The organism is bacterium, from assembly GCA_017744355.1.
In the GTDB taxonomy this organism is placed as follows: Bacteria; Cyanobacteriota; Sericytochromatia; order S15B-MN24; family UBA4093; genus JAGIBK01.
In genome coordinates this window covers 813942-834253 of record JAGIBK010000001.1, presented here as the reverse complement: position 1 = coordinate 834253, position 20312 = coordinate 813942, and the positions used below count along the sequence as shown (strand labels likewise).

The window sequence follows — 20312 nt, the reverse complement described above, 5'->3', positions numbered from 1 at the left end:
AGTGAATCACCGTGCATCTCGAGACTCTCGCCGTCCATGCGGCCCAACGTCCTGATCCTGCGACGGGGGCGATCGCCCCGCCTATCTCGCTGTCGACCACCTTTGAGCGTGACCCGTCGGGGGAGTACCCGCGCGGCTTCGAGTACAGCCGAGACTCCAACCCCAACCGCGCGGCACTGGAAGAAGCGATGGCCCTGCTCGAAGGCGGCGAAGCCGCGGCAGCTTTCTCCTCCGGCATGGCCGCGGCGACTGCCGTCTTCCAAGCACTCGCGCCCGGTGATCGAGTCGTTGCGCCGAATGACGCCTACATGGGCGTCGGCAAGATTCTGCGGGATGTCTTCCTGCCCTGGGGCCTCGACGTGGCCTTCGTGGATATGGACGACCTCGCCCAGGTGCGGGAGGCATTGGAGACGCCCACCCGCCTGGTCTGGATCGAAACGCCGTCCAACCCGTTGCTGAAAGTCACGAACATTGCCGCGGTTGTGGCCTTGGCCAAGGCGAGCGGTGCGGCCGTGGCCTGCGACAACACCTGGTGCACGCCCATCTTCCAGCGGCCGCTCGACCTCGGGGTCGACCTCGTGGTGCATGCGACGACCAAATACATCGGGGGCCACCACGACGTGCTGGGTGGAATGGTCGTCTCGAAGAGCGCCACGCCACTGTTCAAGCGTATCCGGGAGCTTCAGATTCAGGCCGGCGCGGTGCCCTCGCCGTTCGAGGCCTGGTTGGCGCTGCGCGGGCTGCGGACCTTGCCACTTCGCATGCGCGCCCACGCCGATCATGCGATGGCCTTGGCCGGCTTCCTTGACGCCCACCCGGCCGTCGAGCTCGTCCATTATCCGGGCCTGCCCACGCATCCAGGCCACGACATTGCCGCCCGTCAGATGCGCGCTTTCGGCGGGATGCTCTCCTTCCAGGTCAAGGGTGGCCATGACGAAGCCATGGCGGTGGCGGCCCGCGTCCGCTTGTTCACGAGAGCGACGAGCCTGGGTGGATTCGAGAGCCTGATCGAGCACAGGGCTTCGATTGAAGGCCCGTCCACTAAAACCCCGGTCAACTTGCTACGGCTGTCCGTGGGGTTGGAACACCCCGAGGACCTATGCGCGGACCTGGACCAAGCGCTGCGGGGCCAGGGCAGACTCTGAGTACCGTGCCCGGCGTGCAAGGGGGCATCCATGCACGGCCTTTACGCCTCGGCCGTGGTAAGCGAAGCATGGACCTTTCAGCAGGATCTTTTTTTCGGAAGAACGTCAATCCTGGCTAGGCGAACAAGAAGAGGCCCAGGTATCTCTACCTGGGCCTTGAATCCAGCACTGGGCTCGTCGAGAAAACGCTCACCCTAATTTCTGAAGCATCGCTAAGCCGGTACCCTAGGATATCTTGTTTGCGGTTGCTGCTCTTGTTGTTGCTGTTGCTGCTGTTGCTGTTGCTGCTGTTGCTGTTGTTCCTGCCTACGTTGCAGCTCCATCTCCTCAAGAGATCTCAGGCGTTGTTGCTGCATCTCCTGTTGCTGCAATAACGGAAAAACCCCGGTTTCCCACTGCGATTGAAACCGCAACCTCATTTCCTCTTCTTCTTGCCTACGCAGCATTTCTTGTATGGTTGGTACATTAGGTCCCGATCCGCCGTCCATCATGTATGAACCCGCGCCACCGTAATACGGTGTAAGGTTCGGTCGCCCGAAGTCACGAGTCATCCTTCTTGGCGACCTGTTTCCACCCGTGGCCCCGCTTTGCCCTGTGTTGACAGAGCTAACAGGGCCTGACATCGGTTGGTTGTAAAAGGTGGTGGTTCCACCACCCTGCCTTCCTGCAGTTTGACCTCTGCCAAATTGCCCACCACCACCGAACTGCCGTCCGCCACCAAACCTTCCCCGGGATCCGAATCTTGGTGGTGGATCGTCTGCCGTTGCATCCTCTGCCGTCGTATCCCCGCAGCCACTCGTACCCTGAATGCTAAGCGGAGCCTTCTTCGTACTCCCATTAGAGGTCGCTTGCGGTATTGCGGGCGCCTGAAGTCCGCAACCGAGCAAAGCAAGTGCCATCCCTGTCACTAAGCAGCCCAAAGCTACTCGTTCCGTCTTCAATCCTTTCCCTCTCAATCGTGAAGAAGCGCCACCGATCGGTGACACCTCGGATGCGCAGAAGGACCTTGGGAAATGAGGCGCCTGCATGTGTCCGCCCATTCTTGAGATCAAGAAGTCACAGGTGTTTCGGCTTCAACGAGCGAGGTGTGTTCTTCAAGAATGTCAAGACGTTACAACATTGAAATGATGAGAGCCGTCAGCAAGACGCCTAATCATGCGTGCAGAAGGGCTTGATTGAAGATGAGCGACACCAAGCGCTAGATGATACGGGACACGTTTCATCTGGTTAGCGTTGCAGACATGATCCACTCGACCGAAGCGATCTGGACGTACCATCGTCAAGCGTGCCCAACTGCGTTGAGGAACCGGGGTGAGGAGATGGCGTGACCCTGCGAAACGTCCGTCTCTCGTGGTTGCTGGGTGGTGTGTTGCACCGGCTGCCACAGATCCTCGGGCGCAAGAATACCAGGAATGAATGCTTGTGTTGGAGCACCTCGATGACCTGCTTGATTTCTAACCAAAAGAAAAGCCCCCCTGGTCTTTTCCAGGGGGTTGTGAGTGGGCTTGGCTGGACGAGTGTCTCCTTCCGGAGCACACACCTCATCACCGAGCCTGGCATGGGTTCCGCTTACTTCCCAAGTGAGCGGCTACTCGCCGGTCACCGGAACTGGCTGCGGCTGCGGCGGGAGGAACGTCGTATCGGGAGTGCTGCGGATGCCGCCCCGCCCCGCCCAGGGATCTTGCGGCGCGCTGGTAGGCGGGCCGCTGTAAGGCGGGAAGACGGAGGGTTGCATGCCGACTTGCCCCTTTATCTGGTTGATCAAGGTCATCTTCTGGCCCCAGGAGAGGCGGGAAAGGACGTAGTCCCATTCATCCTGGGTCTGGGGCGCGCGGCCGGGGGTCACGTCAAATGGCCCCATCGGAACCGGCTGCGCTGGACCCATGAAGGTCGTGGGGGGCAGGTACCGCCCTCTCGCGCGCGGAAAGTTGCCCTGCCTTATGCCCGGCCCGCCTCTCGATCGCCCCATTCCAGGCCCGCCTCTCGATCGGCCCATGCTCGGCTGGCCCATCGGCCCCATGGCCACGGCGCGATCGGTATTGGCAGGCGGGTTTTCGGCAGTGACATGGGCAACGGTCGGCGCCGGCTTGCTTTCCGGGGTCTGGCCGATCGTCGGGGCCTGGGCAGCGCAACCTGCTGACATGAGGGCTAATGCGGCCAGACTGCTTGCTTTCATGCGGAACCTCCTCCATGCATGTGCTTTTGGCGCCGATACACTACCTCCGTCATTGTTGGTCCACAATGCCCGTCGTGCCCCACCGTAAAGCCTGCTTGGAATAGGCCTACCGCCTGAAGCATCGTGGCGGAGGTGACGCGATCAGGAGGTCAGCCAGAGTGGCCTTGCTCCGATTCGTGGACACCCCCGCTCCTTTCGTCTCGCGCTTCAAAACGCACGTCGCGTGGTCCGTACAGGATCGTTGCTCGCATGGTGATACTCCTTGTCTGTTCAAAGACGATAGCGATCGGTGTCTTGGGTTGTGCTACACCGTTTGGCCGCCTATTTCGTGAGGACTTCCTTTGCGACTTGAATGGCGGACATGGCCCGAGGCCATCCGGCATAAAACGCGAGGTGAGTGATGATGCCGATGATCTCGTCTCGCGTCACCCCGTTCTCAAGGGCCCGGTTCATGTGAAACGGCAGCTGTTCGGTGTGCCCGCCCGCAATCAAGGCCGTGACGGTCACCAGGCTGCGATCGCGCTGGGAGAGCTCCGGGCCAGGCCACACCTCGCCGAACAGCACCCGGTCGGTCAGCTCTGCGAGCTTTGGCGCGATTTCTCCGAACTGCTTCTGAGCAGCAGAGGGCGGTCGGTTGTCGGACATGGGGGATTCCTTTCTCACGCCTCGGGGGTGGCGTAGTACGTTTCGTCGCTGACCTTTTCCAGCCATTCGACGGCTTTGCCGTTAAGCGCCTCCTGAATGGCGATGTGGGTCATGCCCGTGGTCGGCGAGGCACCGTGCCAGTGCTTCTCATTGGGTGGGCAGCTGACCACGTCCCCTGGCCGGATGACCTTGAGCGGGCCGCCCTCGCTCTGAACGTAGCCGCAGCCGGCCGTCACGATCAGGGTCTGGCCCAGCGGGTGCGTGTGCCAGGCCGAGCGGGCCCCTGGTTCGAAGGTGACATAGGATCCGCTAACGCTACCCGGACCGGGAGCCTGGAACAGGGGATCGATGCGGACGTTGCCGGTGAAGTTTTCAGCCGGTCCTTTCACGGAGGGCTGTGAACCGCTGCGCTGGAGTTTCATCCTCAGTCCTCCTCTTGGTCGCTAGAAGACGATTGGGGAGCCTCCCGGGTGCTCAAGGCCACCGAAAGGGCGAGGTCATCGTACTCAGGGGAGGGCGAACAAAGTAGGTGAATCCTCCAGACTTCTTGCACAATCCTCCACGACCAGCAAAGGTGCGCCATGAGACGAGGTATACGGCCGCACGGGGTTAGCCGATGGACCGAACGGAGAAAAGCGGGATGAGCGATGCGATCAGACATCACGCGCAACGCCTGGATACTGCGGCATTGCGCTCGGAGATGGCCGCCAAGTTTGCACGTTGGGGCAGCGGCAATGTGGACCTTGCGATCCCATTCCCTCAACACTACGCCGAGCCACTCAGCGTGGAGGAACTCGCCAGCAGGGCAGCAATGAGCCCTCGTCGATGCACCATTACTTCCGCGAGAGCACCTCGATGAGCCCTTTGCAGTTCCTGAAGCAGTTGCGCCTCCAGGAAGCGCGGCGCTTGATGCTCGTCGAGGACCTCGATGCCAGTCGTGCTGCCTTGCGGCTTGGCTACGTCAGCCCATCCCAGTTCAGCCGCAAATACATGAGGCAGTTTGGCCTGCCGCCGAAGCGCGACATCAAACGTCTGCCGTCTTCGGCACAACCCTTTGAGATCGATCCGGAAGGTGCCAAATCGGCAAAAGGCTTCTTCCAGAGCCACAACAAAAAAGGCAGCTTGTTGTATTAACACAACAGGCTGCCAAATTTGGCAGGATGAGGCTAGAAAGTTTCCTCGGGGATGGCTGAAGTCCCGTTAGATACTTCTCAGATAGCCACCGTCACAAGCGATCGCCTGGCCCGTGATGTAGCTTGCCTGTTCGGAAGCCAAGAAGGCCGCCAGGGCTCCCAACTCTTCCGGGCGTCCCAGTCGTCCGGCTGGGATCTGATCCGTCAAGGACTCGTCGGGGATCCCGAGTTCCGCCAATCGCTCGGTCTTGGTATAACCCGGCATGAGGGCGTTAACGGTGATCCCTTCCGCCGCCACTTCTCGGCTGAGGCTGTTGGTCAGCCCCAAAAGTCCAGCTCGCAGGGCGTTGGAGACGGTCAGACCTGCCAAGGGCTCTTTGGCGGCAACCGAGGTAACCAGCAGAATACGCCCCCACTGGCGCGCTTTCATTCCGGGGAGGGCCACGCGAATGGCCTCCACCGCGCTCATCCAAAGACCGGAGAATCCCGTTTGCCATGCTCCGGCAGACAGATCGGCAAAGTTCCCCTTAGGCGGCCCGCCGGTATTCGTCACGAGAATGTCGATCCCGCCCAAGCGCTCGATGACTTGGCGCATGAGGGCTTCCGCGCCGCCCGGCTGAGCGAGATCGCAAGTCAAAGCCAGCTCTGCTCCGATCGCGTTGGCCGTCTCCAAGAGACGTGCCTCGCCCCTCGCGCAGATAGCCACTTTCACGCCCTCATCGACCAGCGCCTTTGCGATCGCTCGGCCAAGGCCGCTCGAGGCGCCCATGACCAGCGCGCGTTTTCCCTGAATGTTCAAATCCATGGTGATTCCTCCATCGTAATCTCATTGTAGGCTTTCGGAAGGATGTCGCTGCTTCAGGCTTTCAGAGGAATGGTCCTTGGACCGCGCATCGAGTGATCATCCGAGCAATATGCTTGCAGATCGGATGGCAAGCGAGAATCAGTATGTCTAGATAGGAAACCCCCCGGAAAGCGAAACGAATCGCAGTTCCGGGGGGTGAGTGAGCCTGGCTGGACGAGTTTCGAGCTGTCACCAGGACATCGTAAGAAGGTGTGTGGGCGGCTGAGAGAAACCCCGAGTGGAGTCGCACGCCTGATCCAAGAGGGATAGAGAAGCTTTCCCCACTATAAGTATATACCTTGCGAGGGGGCTTGCCGCAACCGGGGGGGCTTACCGCATGATGGCCTGCTGGTGCCGGCTTTCACCGAGATGGACGAGCTGAAATCCGGGTACTGATGAGAGGATTCCCAAAGGAGCGAAAGACATGAGTTCATACGTTCTGGGCTTTCAGGACATCGACAAAACAAGCTTCCTGGCTGTAGGCGGCAAGGGTGCGAACTTGGGTGAAATCTCCCGGGTGGAAGGCCTCCGCGTACCAGAGGGATTCTGTGTCACGACCGAAGCCTACAAGCGAATCATCGAGGAAACGCCGTCGGTCCTGGAGCTTCTTGACCAGTTATCGCTTCTGAACATCGAAGATCGGGCTGAAATCAGCGGCTTGAGCGGCAGAATTCGCAGGATCATCGAAGGCCTTACCATCCCCGAAGACATCCAGGAAGCGATCACCCGTCATCTCTCCAGGCTCGGAGCGAAAAACGCCTATGCCGTACGATCCAGCGCAACGGCAGAGGATCTGCCGACGGCCTCCTTCGCCGGGCAGCACGATACTTATTTGAACATCATCGGATGCGAATCCATCCTCCGGCACATCAGCAAGTGCTGGGCCTCGCTCTTCACCGAGAGAGCGGTTGCCTATCGCCTTCAAAACGGCTACGACCACCGCAAGGTTCATCTCTCTGTCGTCGTCCAGGAGATGATCATCCCGGAGGCGGCGGGAACCTTGTTCACGGCCGACCCTGTCACATCCAATCGGAAGGCGTCCGCCATTGAAGCGAGTTTCGGTCTCGGTGAGGCCCTGGTTTCCGGCCTGGTGAACCCCGACACCTACAAACTGCGTGATGGCAAGATCATCGACAAGAAGATAGCTGCCAAAAGGCTATCGTACGATGCTTTGAAAGACGGCGGTACGAAAGAACGGGAGATCCCGCCAGCGCTGCAAAATCGGCAAGCGCTCACGGATGAGCAGATTTTGCGGCTCGAGCGCTTGGGGCGAAAGCTCGAAGAACATTTCGGCCAGCCCCAGGACATCGAATGGTGCCTGGCAGATGATGCGTTTCATATCGTCCAGAGTCGGCCGATCACGACGCTGTACCCCATCCCCGAGGCCGGTGATAAAGAAAACCGCGTCTATGTCTCCGTCGGGCATCAGCAGATGATGACCGACCCCATGAAACCCCTGGGGCTGTCGTTCTTCCAGTTGACGGCTGCTCGCCCCATGTTTGAAGCAGGTGGACGCCTGTTCGTCGACATCACGCAGGAACTGGCTTCTCCTGCCAAGCGCGGCATGATCGTGAATGGCCTGGGAAAATCCGATCCGCTCATCAAGGATGCCCTGACGACCCTCTTGGAGCGAGGGGATTTTATCCAATTGCACCAAGAGGAGCCCCAGGGACCGAGTTCCGGCAAAGGCCATCCAGGCTTATCGCCTGCGACGCTTCAGACCTTGAACGACTACGATCCGGAGACCGTTTCTGACTTGATTGGAAGCACTCAAGCATCGCTCGACGCCTTGAAACAGGATATCCAGGCAAGATCAGGATCCGAGCTATTTGATTTCATCCTGGAAGACATCCAGCAGCTGAGAAAACTCATGGCCGACCCGCAAAGCCTGGGCGTGATCATCACGGCGATGAATGCGGCATTCTGGCTCAACGATAAGATGCAGGAGTGGCTGGGAGAGAAAAACGTAGCAGACAAGCTTTCTCAAGCCGTCCCCAACAACATCACCTCGGAGATGGGGCTAGAGTTGCTGGATGTCTCGGATGTGATCCGTCCCTATCCAGAGGTCATCAGCTACTTACCGCATGCCACCGATGATCGGTTCTTTGAGGAACTGATGAACCTCGAAGGTGGTCGAGAAGCCCGAGAAGCCATCCAGGCCTATCTCCAGAAATACGGCATGCGGTGTGCCGGTGAGATCGATATCACCAGACCGCGGTGGATGGAAAGGCCCACCACGCTCGTCCCGATGATTCTCGGGAATATCCAGAACTTTGCGCCTCATGCCAGCCACCAGAAATTCGAGAAAGGGCGACAAGAGGCCTTGGACAAAGCGCATGAGCTCTTGGAGCGCGTGAAGCAATTGCCGGATGGCGAGGAAAAAGTCGAAGAGACGAAACGGATGATCAACCTCGTCCGAAATCTCAGCGGCTACCGTGAATATCCTAAATACGGCATCGTGAGTCGGTACTTCGTTTATAAGCAGGCGCTTCTGAAAGAAGCTGAACGACTCGTGGCCGCCAACGTGACCCGAGAGAAAGAAGATATTTACTACCTCACCTTCGAGGAGTTCCGTGAAGTCGTACGCACCAAGGAGCTCGATGACTCGATCATTAGCGAACGAAAAGTCGCGTTTGGAGTATTTGAAAGACTCACGCCACCGCGAGTGCTCACGTCTGAAGGTGAAATCCTGGCGGGTGCGTACAAACGAGAGGACCTCCCTGCCGATGCGATCGCCGGACTTCCCGTTTCTTCCGGAGTCGTCGAGGGACGGGCTCGTGTCGTTTCGAGCCTGAAAGATGCCAACCTCGAAGCGGGAGATATCCTGGTCACTTCTTTCACCGACCCGAGCTGGACGCCTTTGTTCGTATCCTTGAAAGGCCTTGTCACCGAGGTGGGCGGCTTGATGACCCACGGATCCGTCATTGCCCGGGAGTATGGCTTGCCCGCCGTCGTCGGCGTGGAGAATGCGACCAAACTGATAAAAGACGGGCAAAGAATCCGGGTTCACGGAACGGAAGGGTATGTACAAGTCCTGTTGTGAGGTGCTTGACCTTCACTTTGCGCCTGGCAGCTGCGCTCCTCGGAGCGCTTCAGCCGGTTGCGACGCTCAGGGGGCAACAAGGAATCCTGTCGGTCGCCATGCTCGTCGTTGATCCACGCGGTTCCATTCGTTTAATACGAGCAGGTTGAGAAAACATTCTTCCCAAGGAAGCGGGTTGCGGAGGAGGCCTCCGAGACCCGCTTCGGCGATCGCCCGCGACAGACCTGCCTCTCGGGCCGTTATGGGCGCGCGGGGGGGACCTCGCCTCCGGCGCTTGCTGAAACCAGAGTTCCGGGGCCGGTCGTGACGCTCGTGGTGACGTTGGTCCCGCTTCCCTGTCCGCCGAGGGGGAAGGTGGCGTTCACGCTGACGGTTTGTCCGTCGCGGATCGTCGCGCTCTGCATGGAGGTGGCGATCTGCTGGCCATCTCGGCCGAACGCCACGAGCTCGATACCGTAGACCCCGGCCTTTAGGCCGTTGAAGACGACATCTCCTTGACCTTTGTCCAGCTCACCGCGGCTGATGGACGCCTTGGCGAGCACGTTGGGATGATACAAGGGCTTCTCCAGGCGGGGGGGCGGTGCGGGAACAGGGTAAGGAGTGGTGGGAGCCCCCGGGGGCGGCGGGTCGGTCAGGATGTTGGGAAATGTTTCCAGGTCCTTCGGGGGCAGGGGCGGAGCGTTCACGGGCTCCGTGCTCGGATGGGTCGGCATCCCTTTGGGTTGCGAGGCGGGGAACGGCAGCGGGATGCCTGGGGGCAAGGAGATGGCGCCCTGTGCGGTGAGGATGACGTCAATCCGCTCGATGTCCGAGCCGAGGGCCGCGAGCTCGTAGTCCGTACCACGGGGCATTGTGAAGCGCATGCTCAGATCGCCGGTGCCCTGATAGCCGTCTGGGGCCGGGACGGTGAGCGCAAAGCCGGACTGGGCCCCGCTGAGGTCCCCACTCGACGTGCCAGGTATCCCGGCGCAGCCGGTCATGCAAGCGATCCCCACGGCACACAGGCCGACAAGCCATCCCGAACGACACATGGTTGCCTCCTCTTGTGGGGGCCGAAGCGGAAACGGGTTCGGCGCTCGGGCCTCCCGGGGCAAGGTCACACACCAAGGTAGACATCCTGCAGATGACTGAACGCTAACGCTTTCTCGCCTCTTGTTAAATCGCGCCTCCACCAGAATTTTTCTCGCAGAGGAGGCGGGGGCGGGTCGATGCGAACTTGGCGGCTGGGCCTTGAACTCGGCTTCCGCAAAGAAAGAACCCCGGAAAGCGAGATGAATCGCTAATCCGGGGTTCTTTAGTGGGCACAACTGGATTCGAACCAGTGACCTCTACGATGTCAACGGTGGGTCCAGACTCGCTAAACCGAGCCGCTGGGTGTTCTGTCATCATGGTTGCCCGTCGAATCAAGCTCTGGCGCGGCTGCCAGCCGAGATCAAGCAATTGATCTGCGACATCCACCGTTTGAAGGGTGTTTGGAAGATGCAGGTTCGCATGCCCGTTACTTCATAGGCGGTTCCCGTAGGCAGACGACCGTGTCCCTACGGTGTAACGGGGACTTTTCCGGCACCTCCGGGATCAGTCACATCCTTGAAGAAGTACGCCTGTGCCGCCTTGCCCAAGGCCAAGGTTCCCTGTGACGCGACGCCCGCGCTGATAAAGGGAGCGAAAGGGGCAGTCGGCGGGAAGACCCTCAAGATGGTTTGGGCAGCGGCCCGTAGTCCAAGTCCGACGCCCACATTGACGCCAGCCGCGGCAAGGAACTCCGTCGCGGTGTCCATCGACGGAGGACGTCCGGCCATTGTTCCAATTAGAGCGATCATCAGCATTTGCAGAGGTGTAAGAACGACAATATCGGCAACGGGTATCGGAGTGCCGCCAACCCCTCCCGCTGCAACAACAAACGAGTTTATGATGTTGTCTGTGTACTCACGCAATAAGCTCATGTTGTTCTGCGCAACGTAAAAGGAGAACTGAGCACTTTTGGGCAGAACATTACCGATGAATGAACGAACCAAATCATGGTTCCAAACGCACTCTTCTTCGCCTTCCTCACGGTAAGACGCCACGGGAATGATTGCCTGATACGCGCTGTCCTTTACCAAGAATCCCAAGAAGGGTCTATCTTCCACGAGATCCTCGTGCTCGACCCGCAGAACTTCATCGGCAAGGTATCGCATGTGGGCCAACAACTCGCCGGCCTTCTGGGGGTATGCCTCGGGAGGCCAGGCTCTAAGCGGATTGACTGCGTCGGCCTTGTTCAAGACTATGATGGTTGGCTTTGAGACCCGGAATCCATCCTGGAAGCGACGGAAGACCGTTAGGTCCTCGCTGATTGCTCGCTCGTTCGCCGGCAGAACGTGGATGATTACATCAGGATCGTACGTTTCCAAGTCTCTCTTTAGGGTGTCTGCGGCATTCGTTTCGCTGGCCCCATCCGGAGTCGTCGCATCGAAAAGCCCGCGGGAGTCAATTACGTTCCATGAGAACCCACTTGGAAAGACGATGGGATGCTCCTCGGCTTGGTGCTGACCAGGTCTATCCTTGCTGGTTTCGGCAACCCTCCGCCCCGCCAGGGCATTGATGAACGACGACTTGCCGTGGCCCGTACGTCCGATGACCATGATGCGGGGCGGGCGAGACTGAACGATAGACTCCCTTAGCTCACCAAAAAGGCGGTCGTAGACCTGTTCACGGATAAATTTCTGGATGTCCTTCGGGAGATAGCTTACGGCGTTTTCGAACATCTCATCGGTGGATCGGAGAAGATCACGCACGTTCTTGAGGCGCTCTTCAAAGTTGTTGGTCATCGTTCTACCCTCTCGATTCAGTGGGCGGCACCTTGGTGTACCCGATACAGCTGAAGGGTTAACATTTGCTAGTCCAAAAAGGCGCGCGAACAGTGCGCAGCTTAGCTTGCGGCCTGATCCATCCGCCCTTTTGGAATGGGGCTGCGCATCTGGCTTCGAACTGTCACGCCTGGCGACGATCGAGTCTCATGGCAAGGCTATCCTTGGTGCACACCGCCGGACCTGCCCCCATTTACTGGTAGTCACCTCCACCATCAATATCGGCCAACAAACCCCACTATGGGTCACATTAACTGATTCATTCTATTTCATCGGTTGGCTGGGGTTCAGGAACACATCACCCGCAGCTGAGAGCCCGTACTGGAGTGGAGATGCTCATCTACAGCACCGAGGAGGCGGGCAAGACGGTCCACGACCTTGGGCTTGGATTTGAGCCCTGGTTGGACGATGACGATTTCGAGAGCGAAGTCACGGCCGCCAATCGCCGCTACGATGGCTTGGGCGTCCGCGGCCGTCCCCTTGAGGTACTGCCTGACCTTGCGGTTGGTGTTATTGAGGTTCTCGAGCAAACGGCGCTTATCTGCCCATTGAACGGATTTGATGGCCTGACCGCAAACCTCATAGAGGTCGTCGACCCGGCTACCTGCTGTGGTCTTGCCCGAGCCCTTGCAGTGGTAGAGTACGACGCGGGGTGTCGCCCCATTCTCGAATCCGATGAAGTCGGCCACCTCGCCTGCACCTTGGTCGTAGATGAGCACGTCGAACAAGGGCAAAAGCGCCTTCTTCAAATGGTCGTGGATCGAGGTGTGCCCCACCTTCGACGTGGTCACTTCTTGCCGAATGTCTACCTTGGCGACCTTCCAGTCAACGCAATCTAGCCGGCCGACAGGGAAATGGACAACGTCGGTCTTGCGAGCCACGTAGACATCTTTCTGTGCGAGGGAGGACATATCCTCAAAGTAGAAGACAGGCGGCTTTCCGTTGAGGTAGGTCACGAAGTCGCCGTCTACGTCTTGCCCGTGGCACGCGTACAAGGCGCAAGATTGGCCTGGGGTCACAGAGAACGTCGGGAAGGGCTTGAGGACCAAATCGAATTCGACGTTGGTGGAGCCCTTGCCAATGGTGAACACGAGTCGGTTGGTGGTGCTCTGCTTAGGATCAACCTGCAACTCGAGGTCCTGAAGCGGCGCTACAGTTGAAGAGCCATTGCTGTCGACGAGTCTCGCCCGGTGCCCATTCTTGAAGACATCCATGTGCCATTCGCCGGCAAACGGATCCAGGCCATTGGGGAATGCTGTAATTTGCTCACCGTACTCGAAGACGTCCCCGAGTGGTAACTTTGCTTGGTCATGGGTCTCGTCGGAAACCTTTACAGCGAGCTCATCGCACCACTCGATAAGCTCAGGTATTGGAACGTACTTGATCGTCCACATCTTGGACGTGCCGCTGAGCCCCAGCAAGACGGTCTGGCCCTTCTCGTTCTTGCCGCTGCCGACATGATGCCCCCCCACGTAGTTCTGGCCGTCCGACGCATGTACGGCCAGCTGAGTATTCGAGCCCGCCTTGATCTGATAGGACTCGGTGCCGGTCCGGAAGCGGCGACTACGCATGCCTACGCTACTGAACCGCTCGTCCGTCCAACCGGCCATCGCCCGCCGGAGCACCGTCAAGGGCAGCTCGCGGTACATCCCCCCCACGAACTGACTGAGGACGTGCGCGTAGAACTCCTCCCTTCGGTCGGTGGAGCAAACGAACATCAACCGGGTTGTCGGGTCGTAGTGGACGACGACCATCTCGTGGGTGACATTGCTCAAGACATCGTCTTTCAGCCACTTTGGCTTCTTGCGGGTTGCCCAGACAATGACTGCGGTCTGATGCTTGACGCTGATCTCATGGAACAGCACGTCGTGATTGGGCGAATCAAGACTCGCGCGCAGGGCGAACCCACCCACGACCTCAAAGACCTTGACGTGGCAGAAAGGTCGGAAGCTCGTCTTGGAGAGGTACTGCGGCACGTCGGCATCCATCGGCTCCTTGAGCACATCGAACGCCTCAAAGAACTCCTGGGTCGAAAGCTCCGTGCCGATACGCTTCTCGCTGAGATCTACGATGATGCGCTTCCAATCGGCGTCTTCCCTGAAGAGCTTCTCCTTCTCGATCTCCATGTCATTGAGCGCCGCCACGAACTTGGCCGGGCCGATTTTCTGGCCGCTCTGCTTGACAATGGTTCGAGCAAACCGACCGATGAACTGGAGCGTTATGGCCAGCGACTTATGGGGGGCATGCAGGCCCGCGATCTTGAGATTGGGCATATCAAAGCCCTCACCCAACATGTCGACGCAAATGATGCCATCCAGGTCGCCCTTCTCGAGTCCGTCGATGGCCTTTTCGATAACCGCCATCGACTTATTGCTGCTCACGACCGCGAGCCGCAGGCTGGGGGCGTGCGTTTTGTAGAGGTCATACAGCTCATCAGCCCGGTCTTTGCGGCTGGTGCGCACGATGACGCGATGCTCGAGGCCCGCCTTCTTGTCCTCCAAAAAAATCGCTTCGACCTTTTTGGCTATCTCCCGGTCCACCTTTTCCGGTTCCACGTCGATGGGCACGTACTGGATCTCGCCGAAGGTCTCGTCTTCGACCGCCTTGCGCAAGGGGTAGTTGTAGACAAAGCGGGCGCGAATGTCGCGCCCGTCGCGCCTGAAAGGCGTTGCGGTCAAGAGAATCTGCTTCGCAGTCGGAAACTGCGCAAGCAGATCCGCCCAGGTCTTCGCTCGGCTATGGTGAGCCTCATCAACAAGAACGACGTCGAAGGCGCCATCTGGTGGCGGCGAGATGCCACTCTTCGTCGAGGGGCTGACGCTGTTGGGGGTTGCAACCAGCACGTCGTACTCAGCCAGCAGCTTCTGCCAGGCGGCCTCGTCCTTGACCCGGTTCTTCACCTCAATGACCCGGGGTGCGGCGACAGTCGTAGGCAGCAGCCCGATCCGCTGAAGCGTCGCAAGCTCGCTGAAATCCTTAGCGATCTGCCTGCGGACGAGCTGACTTGGCGTGATGAGCAGAACCTTTTTCGCTGACAAGAGATAGCAGAGCGCCATCAGGACCGCGGTCTTGCCCGACCCGGTCGGCATGCAGATGAGCGCAGGGTCCCGGTTGACCGTGAAGTGGGAGGTTGCCGCCATCACGGCACCGAGCTGGCTTTCCCGTAGGCCCTTCTTGCCCTCGGGCGGATTCACCAGGTTCAGCTCTTTACGATTGTTGGCAAACATTGTTATAGCCCCTGCGACCTCGGAATCTACCCTTGGCTACAAGGTTACCGCAAAACCAGCCAACCAAACAGGGGGTAGAGACAGGAGCCGGGGCTAATCTGGCCTGGAACTCTCGGGGCTCTCCGAAATTCTAAGCCACCTGAAAGGTCAAACGCCGGCCACACTGCGCCTGGGGGCGTCAGGTAACAGGATCGGCTAGGACCTCGTGCGAGACGCAGCAGGGGCCGCAACTGCAGTCCATGCACCTTACAGCTGGTCAAGCTGGCCTGCTTGGGTCTCGGGAATCCAAGCGAGCACCTCGAGGCAGTGACGACGCGCGTCATCGCCGAAGTGTTGCAGAAGGAGGATGCCGAGGTCGAAGTCCGAGGCGAGCTTCCTGCCGGACACTGAGGAAAGCCTTCGCGGCGCATTCGGCTGACCGTGCTAAAATCTATGCTCTATCCACCGCCCGGCCCCTTGGAGGCAAGACATGCAAGCCGAGCCGAAGCTCCATCTCCGCTACGTCTACCGTCTCGAGGGCGCCGACGCGTTACCTGCCAACCTGGCACTCGAGCCCTACCTGGCCTGCCTGGCCGGGGACGAGCCCGGGTCCGCCGAGCGAAAGGCCCATGCCTTCGGCATCATCGAGGAAGCCCAGGTGGAGGCGCGTACCGCAGGATGGGCCGGCGATATCTGGACCGGCGAGGGGATCGGCAGTGGACCGTTCGTCTCGCTCACGCCCGGAAGGCTGACGGGTGGTGGTACAGGCATCCTGGCGCTGTACTGGACCGTGAAGGACGAGGACGTCACCTACGTCGTGAGCGCCATGCTCCTGCCGTATTTGGGCACCCCCATCCGCACCAAGCGGTTCGAGTTGCACTCGCCGGAGTTCCAGTTCGACATGAGCTCCTGGTGCATCGAGAAGACCAGCGATCAGGTCAGGGACGTGCGCTACATCCAGCGGTTGCTCGATCGGACGCCAGACTTGCCAGTGGCCTTCAAGGAGCAGCTGATGTCTCACCTTGGCCACCTGATGTGGAGCAGCACCAAGCTACTGGCCTTCTCATGCGGCGGCGAATGGGGCACCGATGATGCGCGGACCGCCCTGGAGGAGGAAGAGGGCCTCGACTTGCTGCTGGTGAAGTACGGGCTGCGGGACGAAACGTCGAAACAGGAGGAGGCGAGGCTTCTTCGGGAGTTGCTCGCCGATGTTCGCACCCTGCTCGATGGCCCCCGCGTTCCCAACCTCCGAGAGCTCCATGACCTGCTCGATGACTGGTTCGAGGACAGCGACATCGTGGAGCAGCTCCGGGAGTGGGAGGACGAGGTTCAGATGGGCGCGCTGTCCTGGGAGGAGTTCTGCAAGCAGGCCAGGACGATGCTCGGCCAGGAGGATTAGCCCTGATTCCGCATGGCTCCGGGGGCGTGCAAGACAGCGCCTATGTCGAAACCTTCCGCCGCGGGCCCCGGGCAAGTCGCAAGCGATGGGCTGCAGCTGTTAGACGAGCGCCCTGGAACTGGTCAAGCCGAGCGGCCTCGGATTCGAGGATGCCGGCGAGCGCCAAGCGCTGATCCCGATCGAGTTGGGCCTTGGCCATGATCTCTGGCACTTCGTCAAACCGCCCGTAGTCGTCAGTCAGGTACGCCTTCACGAGCTTCTGTCCTGTAGTCCAGATGCCCCGGGACGAGCGAGCAGCGAGCTTCACAGCAAGGGTTGCCAGCTCCGAGCAGAACGTCGCCAGCTCGCACTCGTCGTAGACGCGTTCAAAGACCCGGGGGATCGCCTCGAGGAAGTGCAGGGCGGCATCAACCGCCTGCTCGGGCGCAACCTCCGCCATGGTCTCGATGGCCGCCAGGAGTTCATCGAGATCGTCGATGAACGATCGAACCTCGCGCCTCTCGATGAAGTCAACGTCCAGGACCCGATCAACGTCGGCGATGAGCTGTTCCAGCGCAGCAGCGGGACTGCGAGTCACGGCCAGCTTGCGGCGCAGGCGATCGCGCAGCACAGTGCTGCTGAGGATCTGCACGATGGCGAACTGCTCCAGCTGCTCGCGGGACCAGGCGGCAACATCGCGGCGAATCTCGGCCTGACCGATCTCGCCCTCCCGCGCCTGTCGTCTACCGGTACCTCTACGAACGCCAGTCATGGTCCTCCCTCTTGTCCTTCGTTGCTCCGCACCCTGCATCAGGGTTGAGAGCGCTCCTCCAGGGCGGCTTTGAGGAAACAGGCCCCGAACACCAAGAGGCCGACCCCAACAAAGAAGATCAGCAGCATCCGTCCCATAACAGTATAGATCAGTGCGGACGCCAACCCCAGCGGAAACAGGAGCAGGGGAGAGTACAACGCGGCAGCACAGCCACTGGCTTCGGTGCCGGTCCGGATCGCATAGGGTGTTGGCCGGAGGAGTGCCGAGAATCCGCCACTCAGGAGCATCAAGAACACGATCCCCCATAACAACAGGACCATTCCGATAATGCCGGTCGGGGACGGGCTGGGCAAGAGGACCATGTTAGCGACCACCAAGCAGCTCGCGAGAGCCAGTCGGGTTGGTCCGTCCAAGCTGATGGCGTGCTGGCGGATCATCAGGGCCAAGAGGCCAGCCACTGCAAGCAGTTCGGCTGCCAAGATCTCGGCCACGACCAGCTCGGGCTGGGCTTTGTGGTTGGCCAACTGAACGAGGATGCCGCCAACCCAAAGCAGGGCAGCCACGGCAGCAAGTGCGGTTGCCAGCCCAGCCAGTGTCCATTCCCTTGCCCTTCCTGCTGGCGAGCCATTTTCCTGGGTCATATCAGTTCCTATCACGCATCGAGTCCGTGCTCTGTTCCCCGAGCTTCATAGCCCTACGGGGTGAGGGCTTGATGAGTCGCTGTTTGCTTGGAATAGCCGGTCTGGCTAGGCGTTTCACCACACTCCCCGACTTTCCTCCAATATCAGAACCTGCTCGAACTCCCGCCAACCGGCGTTCCGCGCGAGATCAAGTGGAGTCTTTCCTTCCGCGGTGAGGGCATGGGCATTGGCCCCGTGAGCCAGAAGGCACCGGAACGAATCGAGTTGACAGCAGGCGACCGCTATGTGGAGGGCGGTCAGTCCCTCGTTGTCGTGAGCTTCGAGATCTGCGCCTGCCCGAATCAAGACTTCCACGGCGCCCAGGTGCCCACCGGCAGTAGCCAGCATTAGGGGAGTGGCGCCATCGTCGCCCCTTACTTCCAGATCATGGGATAGAGCCAGGAGGCGCACCAGATTCGGGACCTGACCAGCCGAGGCAGCGATTGCCAGGGCGGCTCGACCCTCCTTGTTCGGTTGAAAGGGATCAGCACCTCTGGCCAATAACAGATCGAGCGCCGCGGGGCTGTCGCCATCGGCGGCAAAATTCACCACCGGATCCTCGGTGTCCGAACAGGTGGCGTGAGGGTCGGCTCCGGCATCAAGAAGCAAACGGAGCACCTCGAAGTGTCCTTGCTGTGCGGCGAACATCAGCGGTGTCCAGCCCTCGCGATCGCGCGGATCGACCTCCAGGCCAGCAGCCACGAGTAGTCTGGCGACCTCTAGGTGGCCCTGTTGGGCCGCGGCATGCAGCGGATTCTGCCCCCCCTCGCTGCGGGTCTGCAGGCACACGCTCCGGGAGATAAGCCAGCATGCGATCGTTTCGAGGTCCGCGTAGATGGCGGACAGCAAGGCATCTACTCCTTGGCCGTCGCGGATCGTCGTGGAAGCACCAGCGCCGACCAGAGCCTTGACGACATCCCCGAATCCCCCCTCGATCGCCAGGTGAAGGGCGCTCTGGGAATCCCTACTGATCAGGTCTGGGTTAGCGCCGGCTGCCATCAGTCGCTCGACGGCCGCAAGCCGTCCCTTGCTGGCGGCATGCATTAGGGCTGACATTCCGGCGAGGTCCTGCGTATCGAGGCACGTCCCTGCGTCCAGCGCGCAGGCCACGAGGTCATCGTAGCCCCGGAAGGCGGCTTGCATCAGGGGCGTGTGTCCGCTGCGGTTTGGGAGATCACGCTTTGTAGGATCGGCGATCGCAGCGGCCAGACTTTCCCGAATCGCAGGTTTGGAAGGAGTCCCTCGCTTTGCACCGGGCTTCTCCTCGCTCCGCAACCCGTCACGCAACAGAGCGTAGACACATAGATTGGCAACCAACAGCTCGATGTCCTGCCATTCCAGCAGCCGCTCGACCGGGAAGCTACCCAGCATCACAAGGTCTTGCTCGACCAGTTCTGGGGCATGTTGTGCCACCCATGAGACGACTCGCTCATGCTTGTAGGAGCCGCGGCCACTCATGGCCCCCGAGTGCGAAACCCGAACCACCCGTTGTGCGGAATCTAGCTCCCAGTGGGTGTTGACGTTGAGTTGCAGGGCGTTGTGGGTGGCGAAGAAGTCGCTGACGGCTACCAGCAGGTAGGTGCGGCCCGCGATGTTCCCCCAGTGAAGGTCGTGTTCAGTTTTTGCGCTGGCCATCAGGGCAAGCCTGACAAGATGGTCGCCACCTTCGCGATCGCGCACCAGCAGGCTACGGTACCAACCGGGCCAATCTCCGCCGCCGGCATTTGTAAAGCGATGCATCCGGGCTCCCCAATCCTCGACCAATCTATAGCCGGCCGGAGCGTCGATGGGTGAAGTGAAGAGCGGCTCATCAACGTAGAACAAGGAGGTCAAGTTGGCGATCGACGCCCAAAGCTCGCGGGGGGTATCGGCCCCGATGTGGTCCGCGAAGACCTCGCCCACCCACTCGTCGTCCCGTAATTGCCCCATGCTGGGCCGCACATAGCTGGGCTCCACCATGTAGCGAGCCTCCCAGCCAGTGCCGCTGCATGCCTGTTCAAAGGTGGGGATGTCGGCAACTTTTCGCAGCCCCTCGCGAGTCACTGCATAGGGCGTGGACTCCTGGCCATTTGTAAGCACCAGGAAAGAGGCTCCCAGCTTGCCCACATAGTAGTTGCCCTGTTCGATTACCTCCTGGCCCAGCATGATTCCTGGACGCTTGCACTCAACCACGAGGAAGGGAACATTAAGCTCGGAGTCGGGCCCCGGGACCATGGCGACGACATCCGAGCGACGCGGGTCGGCCTTGCCGCGAGCCATCTTCAGTTCAGTGCGAAGTGCTTCCTGTGGGTAGCCGTAGCCCTCCATCAAGGTTCGGAGTACATTTTGCCTCACGCGCTCCTCGGGAGTGGCAATTACCAGGAAATCACGACAAGGATCCCGGAAGCAGACGTGCCGGTCCTTGACGTATTCGGGAAGAGGGAACGAGCGTAACCGCATGGCAC

The 20312-nt window shown here is 60.1% G+C and carries 16 protein-coding genes; 5 read left to right on the top strand and 11 right to left on the bottom strand.

Annotation, left to right across the window (positions count from 1 at the left end; genetic code table 11):
- Window positions 1-11: 11 nt before the first annotated feature.
- On the top strand, window positions 12-1145 hold the full coding sequence (locus J7643_04010; protein ID MBO9539740.1) for an aminotransferase class I/II-fold pyridoxal phosphate-dependent enzyme: 1134 nt from the start codon (window positions 12-14) through the stop codon (window positions 1143-1145).
- Between the two features lie 235 nt (window positions 1146-1380).
- On the top strand, window positions 1381-1614 hold the full coding sequence (locus tag J7643_04005; protein MBO9539739.1) for a hypothetical protein: 234 nt from the start codon (window positions 1381-1383) through the stop codon (window positions 1612-1614).
- Window positions 1615-2733: 1119 nt separating this feature from the next.
- Here J7643_04005 and J7643_04000 read toward each other — a convergent pair.
- The 3 genes from J7643_04000 to J7643_03990 all read right to left on the bottom strand — a co-directional run bounded on the left by J7643_04000 (window position 2734) and on the right by J7643_03990 (window position 4388).
- A complete protein-coding gene (locus J7643_04000) occupies window positions 2734-3006 on the bottom strand; it encodes a hypothetical protein (protein ID MBO9539738.1) in 273 nt (90 codons plus the stop codon).
- Window positions 3007-3642: 636 nt separating this feature from the next.
- Window positions 3643-3966: a carboxymuconolactone decarboxylase family protein gene (locus J7643_03995; GenBank protein ID MBO9539737.1), complete on the bottom strand. Its 324-nt coding sequence runs from the start codon at window positions 3964-3966 to the stop codon at window positions 3643-3645.
- Window positions 3967-3980: 14 nt separating this feature from the next.
- Window positions 3981-4388: a cupin domain-containing protein gene (locus J7643_03990; GenBank protein MBO9539736.1), complete on the bottom strand. Its 408-nt coding sequence runs from the start codon at window positions 4386-4388 to the stop codon at window positions 3981-3983.
- Between the two features lie 403 nt (window positions 4389-4791).
- On the opposite strand from J7643_03990, the gene J7643_03985 reads away from it, so the two are divergent.
- Complete coding sequence (locus J7643_03985) at window positions 4792-5100, top strand: helix-turn-helix transcriptional regulator (protein MBO9539735.1); 309 nt, start codon at window positions 4792-4794, stop codon at window positions 5098-5100.
- Between the two features lie 66 nt (window positions 5101-5166).
- Here J7643_03985 and J7643_03980 read toward each other — a convergent pair whose 3' ends face one another.
- Complete coding sequence (locus J7643_03980; GenBank protein ID MBO9539734.1) at window positions 5167-5904, bottom strand: SDR family oxidoreductase; 738 nt, start codon at window positions 5902-5904, stop codon at window positions 5167-5169.
- A gap of 463 nt (window positions 5905-6367) precedes the next feature.
- On the opposite strand from J7643_03980, the gene ppsA reads away from it, so the two are divergent.
- Entirely contained in the window at window positions 6368-8986 is a 2619-nt protein-coding gene (ppsA, locus tag J7643_03975; protein MBO9539733.1) for a phosphoenolpyruvate synthase, read from the top strand.
- 239 nt (window positions 8987-9225) lie between these two features.
- Here the strand turns inward: ppsA and J7643_03970 are convergent, their stop codons facing one another.
- The 4 genes from J7643_03970 to J7643_03955 form a co-directional block, all read right to left on the bottom strand.
- Window positions 9226-10017 carry a hypothetical protein gene (locus J7643_03970; GenBank protein ID MBO9539732.1) on the bottom strand — a complete coding sequence of 264 codons (792 nt, stop codon included), beginning with the start codon at window positions 10015-10017 and terminating at the stop codon, window positions 9226-9228.
- Window positions 10018-10524: 507 nt separating this feature from the next.
- A complete protein-coding gene (locus J7643_03965) occupies window positions 10525-11793 on the bottom strand; it encodes a 50S ribosome-binding GTPase (protein ID MBO9539731.1) in 1269 nt (422 codons plus the stop codon).
- 326 nt (window positions 11794-12119) lie between these two features.
- The gene (locus tag J7643_03960) at window positions 12120-15059 is read right to left on the bottom strand and encodes a DEAD/DEAH box helicase family protein (protein ID MBO9539730.1); all 2940 of its coding nucleotides are present in this window, start codon (window positions 15057-15059) and stop codon (window positions 12120-12122) included.
- Between the two features lie 246 nt (window positions 15060-15305).
- On the bottom strand, window positions 15306-15446 hold the full coding sequence (locus tag J7643_03955) for a hypothetical protein (GenBank protein MBO9539729.1): 141 nt from the start codon (window positions 15444-15446) through the stop codon (window positions 15306-15308).
- Window positions 15447-15528: 82 nt separating this feature from the next.
- Between J7643_03955 and J7643_03950 the strand changes: the two genes are divergently transcribed.
- The gene (locus J7643_03950) at window positions 15529-16437 is read left to right on the top strand and encodes a hypothetical protein (GenBank protein MBO9539728.1); all 909 of its coding nucleotides are present in this window, start codon (window positions 15529-15531) and stop codon (window positions 16435-16437) included.
- A gap of 40 nt (window positions 16438-16477) precedes the next feature.
- On the opposite strand, the gene J7643_03945 is transcribed toward J7643_03950, so the two are convergent.
- From J7643_03945 to J7643_03935, 3 genes are all read right to left on the bottom strand, one after another.
- Window positions 16478-17188 (bottom strand): hypothetical protein, encoded by a 711-nt coding sequence (locus tag J7643_03945; protein ID MBO9539727.1) that lies wholly within the window; start codon window positions 17186-17188, stop codon window positions 16478-16480.
- A 38-nt stretch (window positions 17189-17226) separates the two neighbouring features.
- Window positions 17227-17829: a hypothetical protein gene (locus tag J7643_03940; GenBank protein ID MBO9539726.1), complete on the bottom strand. Its 603-nt coding sequence runs from the start codon at window positions 17827-17829 to the stop codon at window positions 17227-17229.
- Between the two features lie 114 nt (window positions 17830-17943).
- Window positions 17944-20307 carry an ankyrin repeat domain-containing protein gene (locus tag J7643_03935; protein ID MBO9539725.1) on the bottom strand — a complete coding sequence of 788 codons (2364 nt, stop codon included), beginning with the start codon at window positions 20305-20307 and terminating at the stop codon, window positions 17944-17946.
- Between the last annotated feature and the right edge of the window lie 5 nt (window positions 20308-20312).

What these genes read in the sequence shown, in the direction of transcription:
- J7643_04000 (MBO9539738.1), bottom strand. Translation starts at nt 3,006, where the DNA reads ATGGGGCCATTTGACGTGACCCCCGGCCGCGCGCCCCAGACCCAGGAT.
- J7643_03995 (MBO9539737.1), bottom strand. Translation starts at nt 3,966, where the DNA reads ATGTCCGACAACCGACCGCCCTCTGCTGCTCAGAAGCAGTTCGGAGAA.
- J7643_03990 (MBO9539736.1), bottom strand. Translation starts at nt 4,388, where the DNA reads ATGAAACTCCAGCGCAGCGGTTCACAGCCCTCCGTGAAAGGACCGGCT.
- J7643_03985 (MBO9539735.1), top strand. Translation starts at nt 4,792, where the DNA reads ATGCACCATTACTTCCGCGAGAGCACCTCGATGAGCCCTTTGCAGTTC.
- J7643_03980 (MBO9539734.1), bottom strand. Translation starts at nt 5,904, where the DNA reads ATGGATTTGAACATTCAGGGAAAACGCGCGCTGGTCATGGGCGCCTCG.
- ppsA (MBO9539733.1), top strand. Translation starts at nt 6,368, where the DNA reads ATGAGTTCATACGTTCTGGGCTTTCAGGACATCGACAAAACAAGCTTC.
- J7643_03970 (MBO9539732.1), bottom strand. Translation starts at nt 10,017, where the DNA reads ATGTGTCGTTCGGGATGGCTTGTCGGCCTGTGTGCCGTGGGGATCGCT.
- J7643_03965 (MBO9539731.1), bottom strand. Translation starts at nt 11,793, where the DNA reads ATGACCAACAACTTTGAAGAGCGCCTCAAGAACGTGCGTGATCTTCTC.
- J7643_03960 (MBO9539730.1), bottom strand. Translation starts at nt 15,059, where the DNA reads ATGTTTGCCAACAATCGTAAAGAGCTGAACCTGGTGAATCCGCCCGAG.
- J7643_03950 (MBO9539728.1), top strand. Translation starts at nt 15,529, where the DNA reads ATGCAAGCCGAGCCGAAGCTCCATCTCCGCTACGTCTACCGTCTCGAG.
- J7643_03945 (MBO9539727.1), bottom strand. Translation starts at nt 17,188, where the DNA reads ATGACTGGCGTTCGTAGAGGTACCGGTAGACGACAGGCGCGGGAGGGC.
- J7643_03940 (MBO9539726.1), bottom strand. Translation starts at nt 17,829, where the DNA reads ATGACCCAGGAAAATGGCTCGCCAGCAGGAAGGGCAAGGGAATGGACA.
- J7643_03935 (MBO9539725.1), bottom strand. Translation starts at nt 20,307, where the DNA reads ATGCGGTTACGCTCGTTCCCTCTTCCCGAATACGTCAAGGACCGGCAC.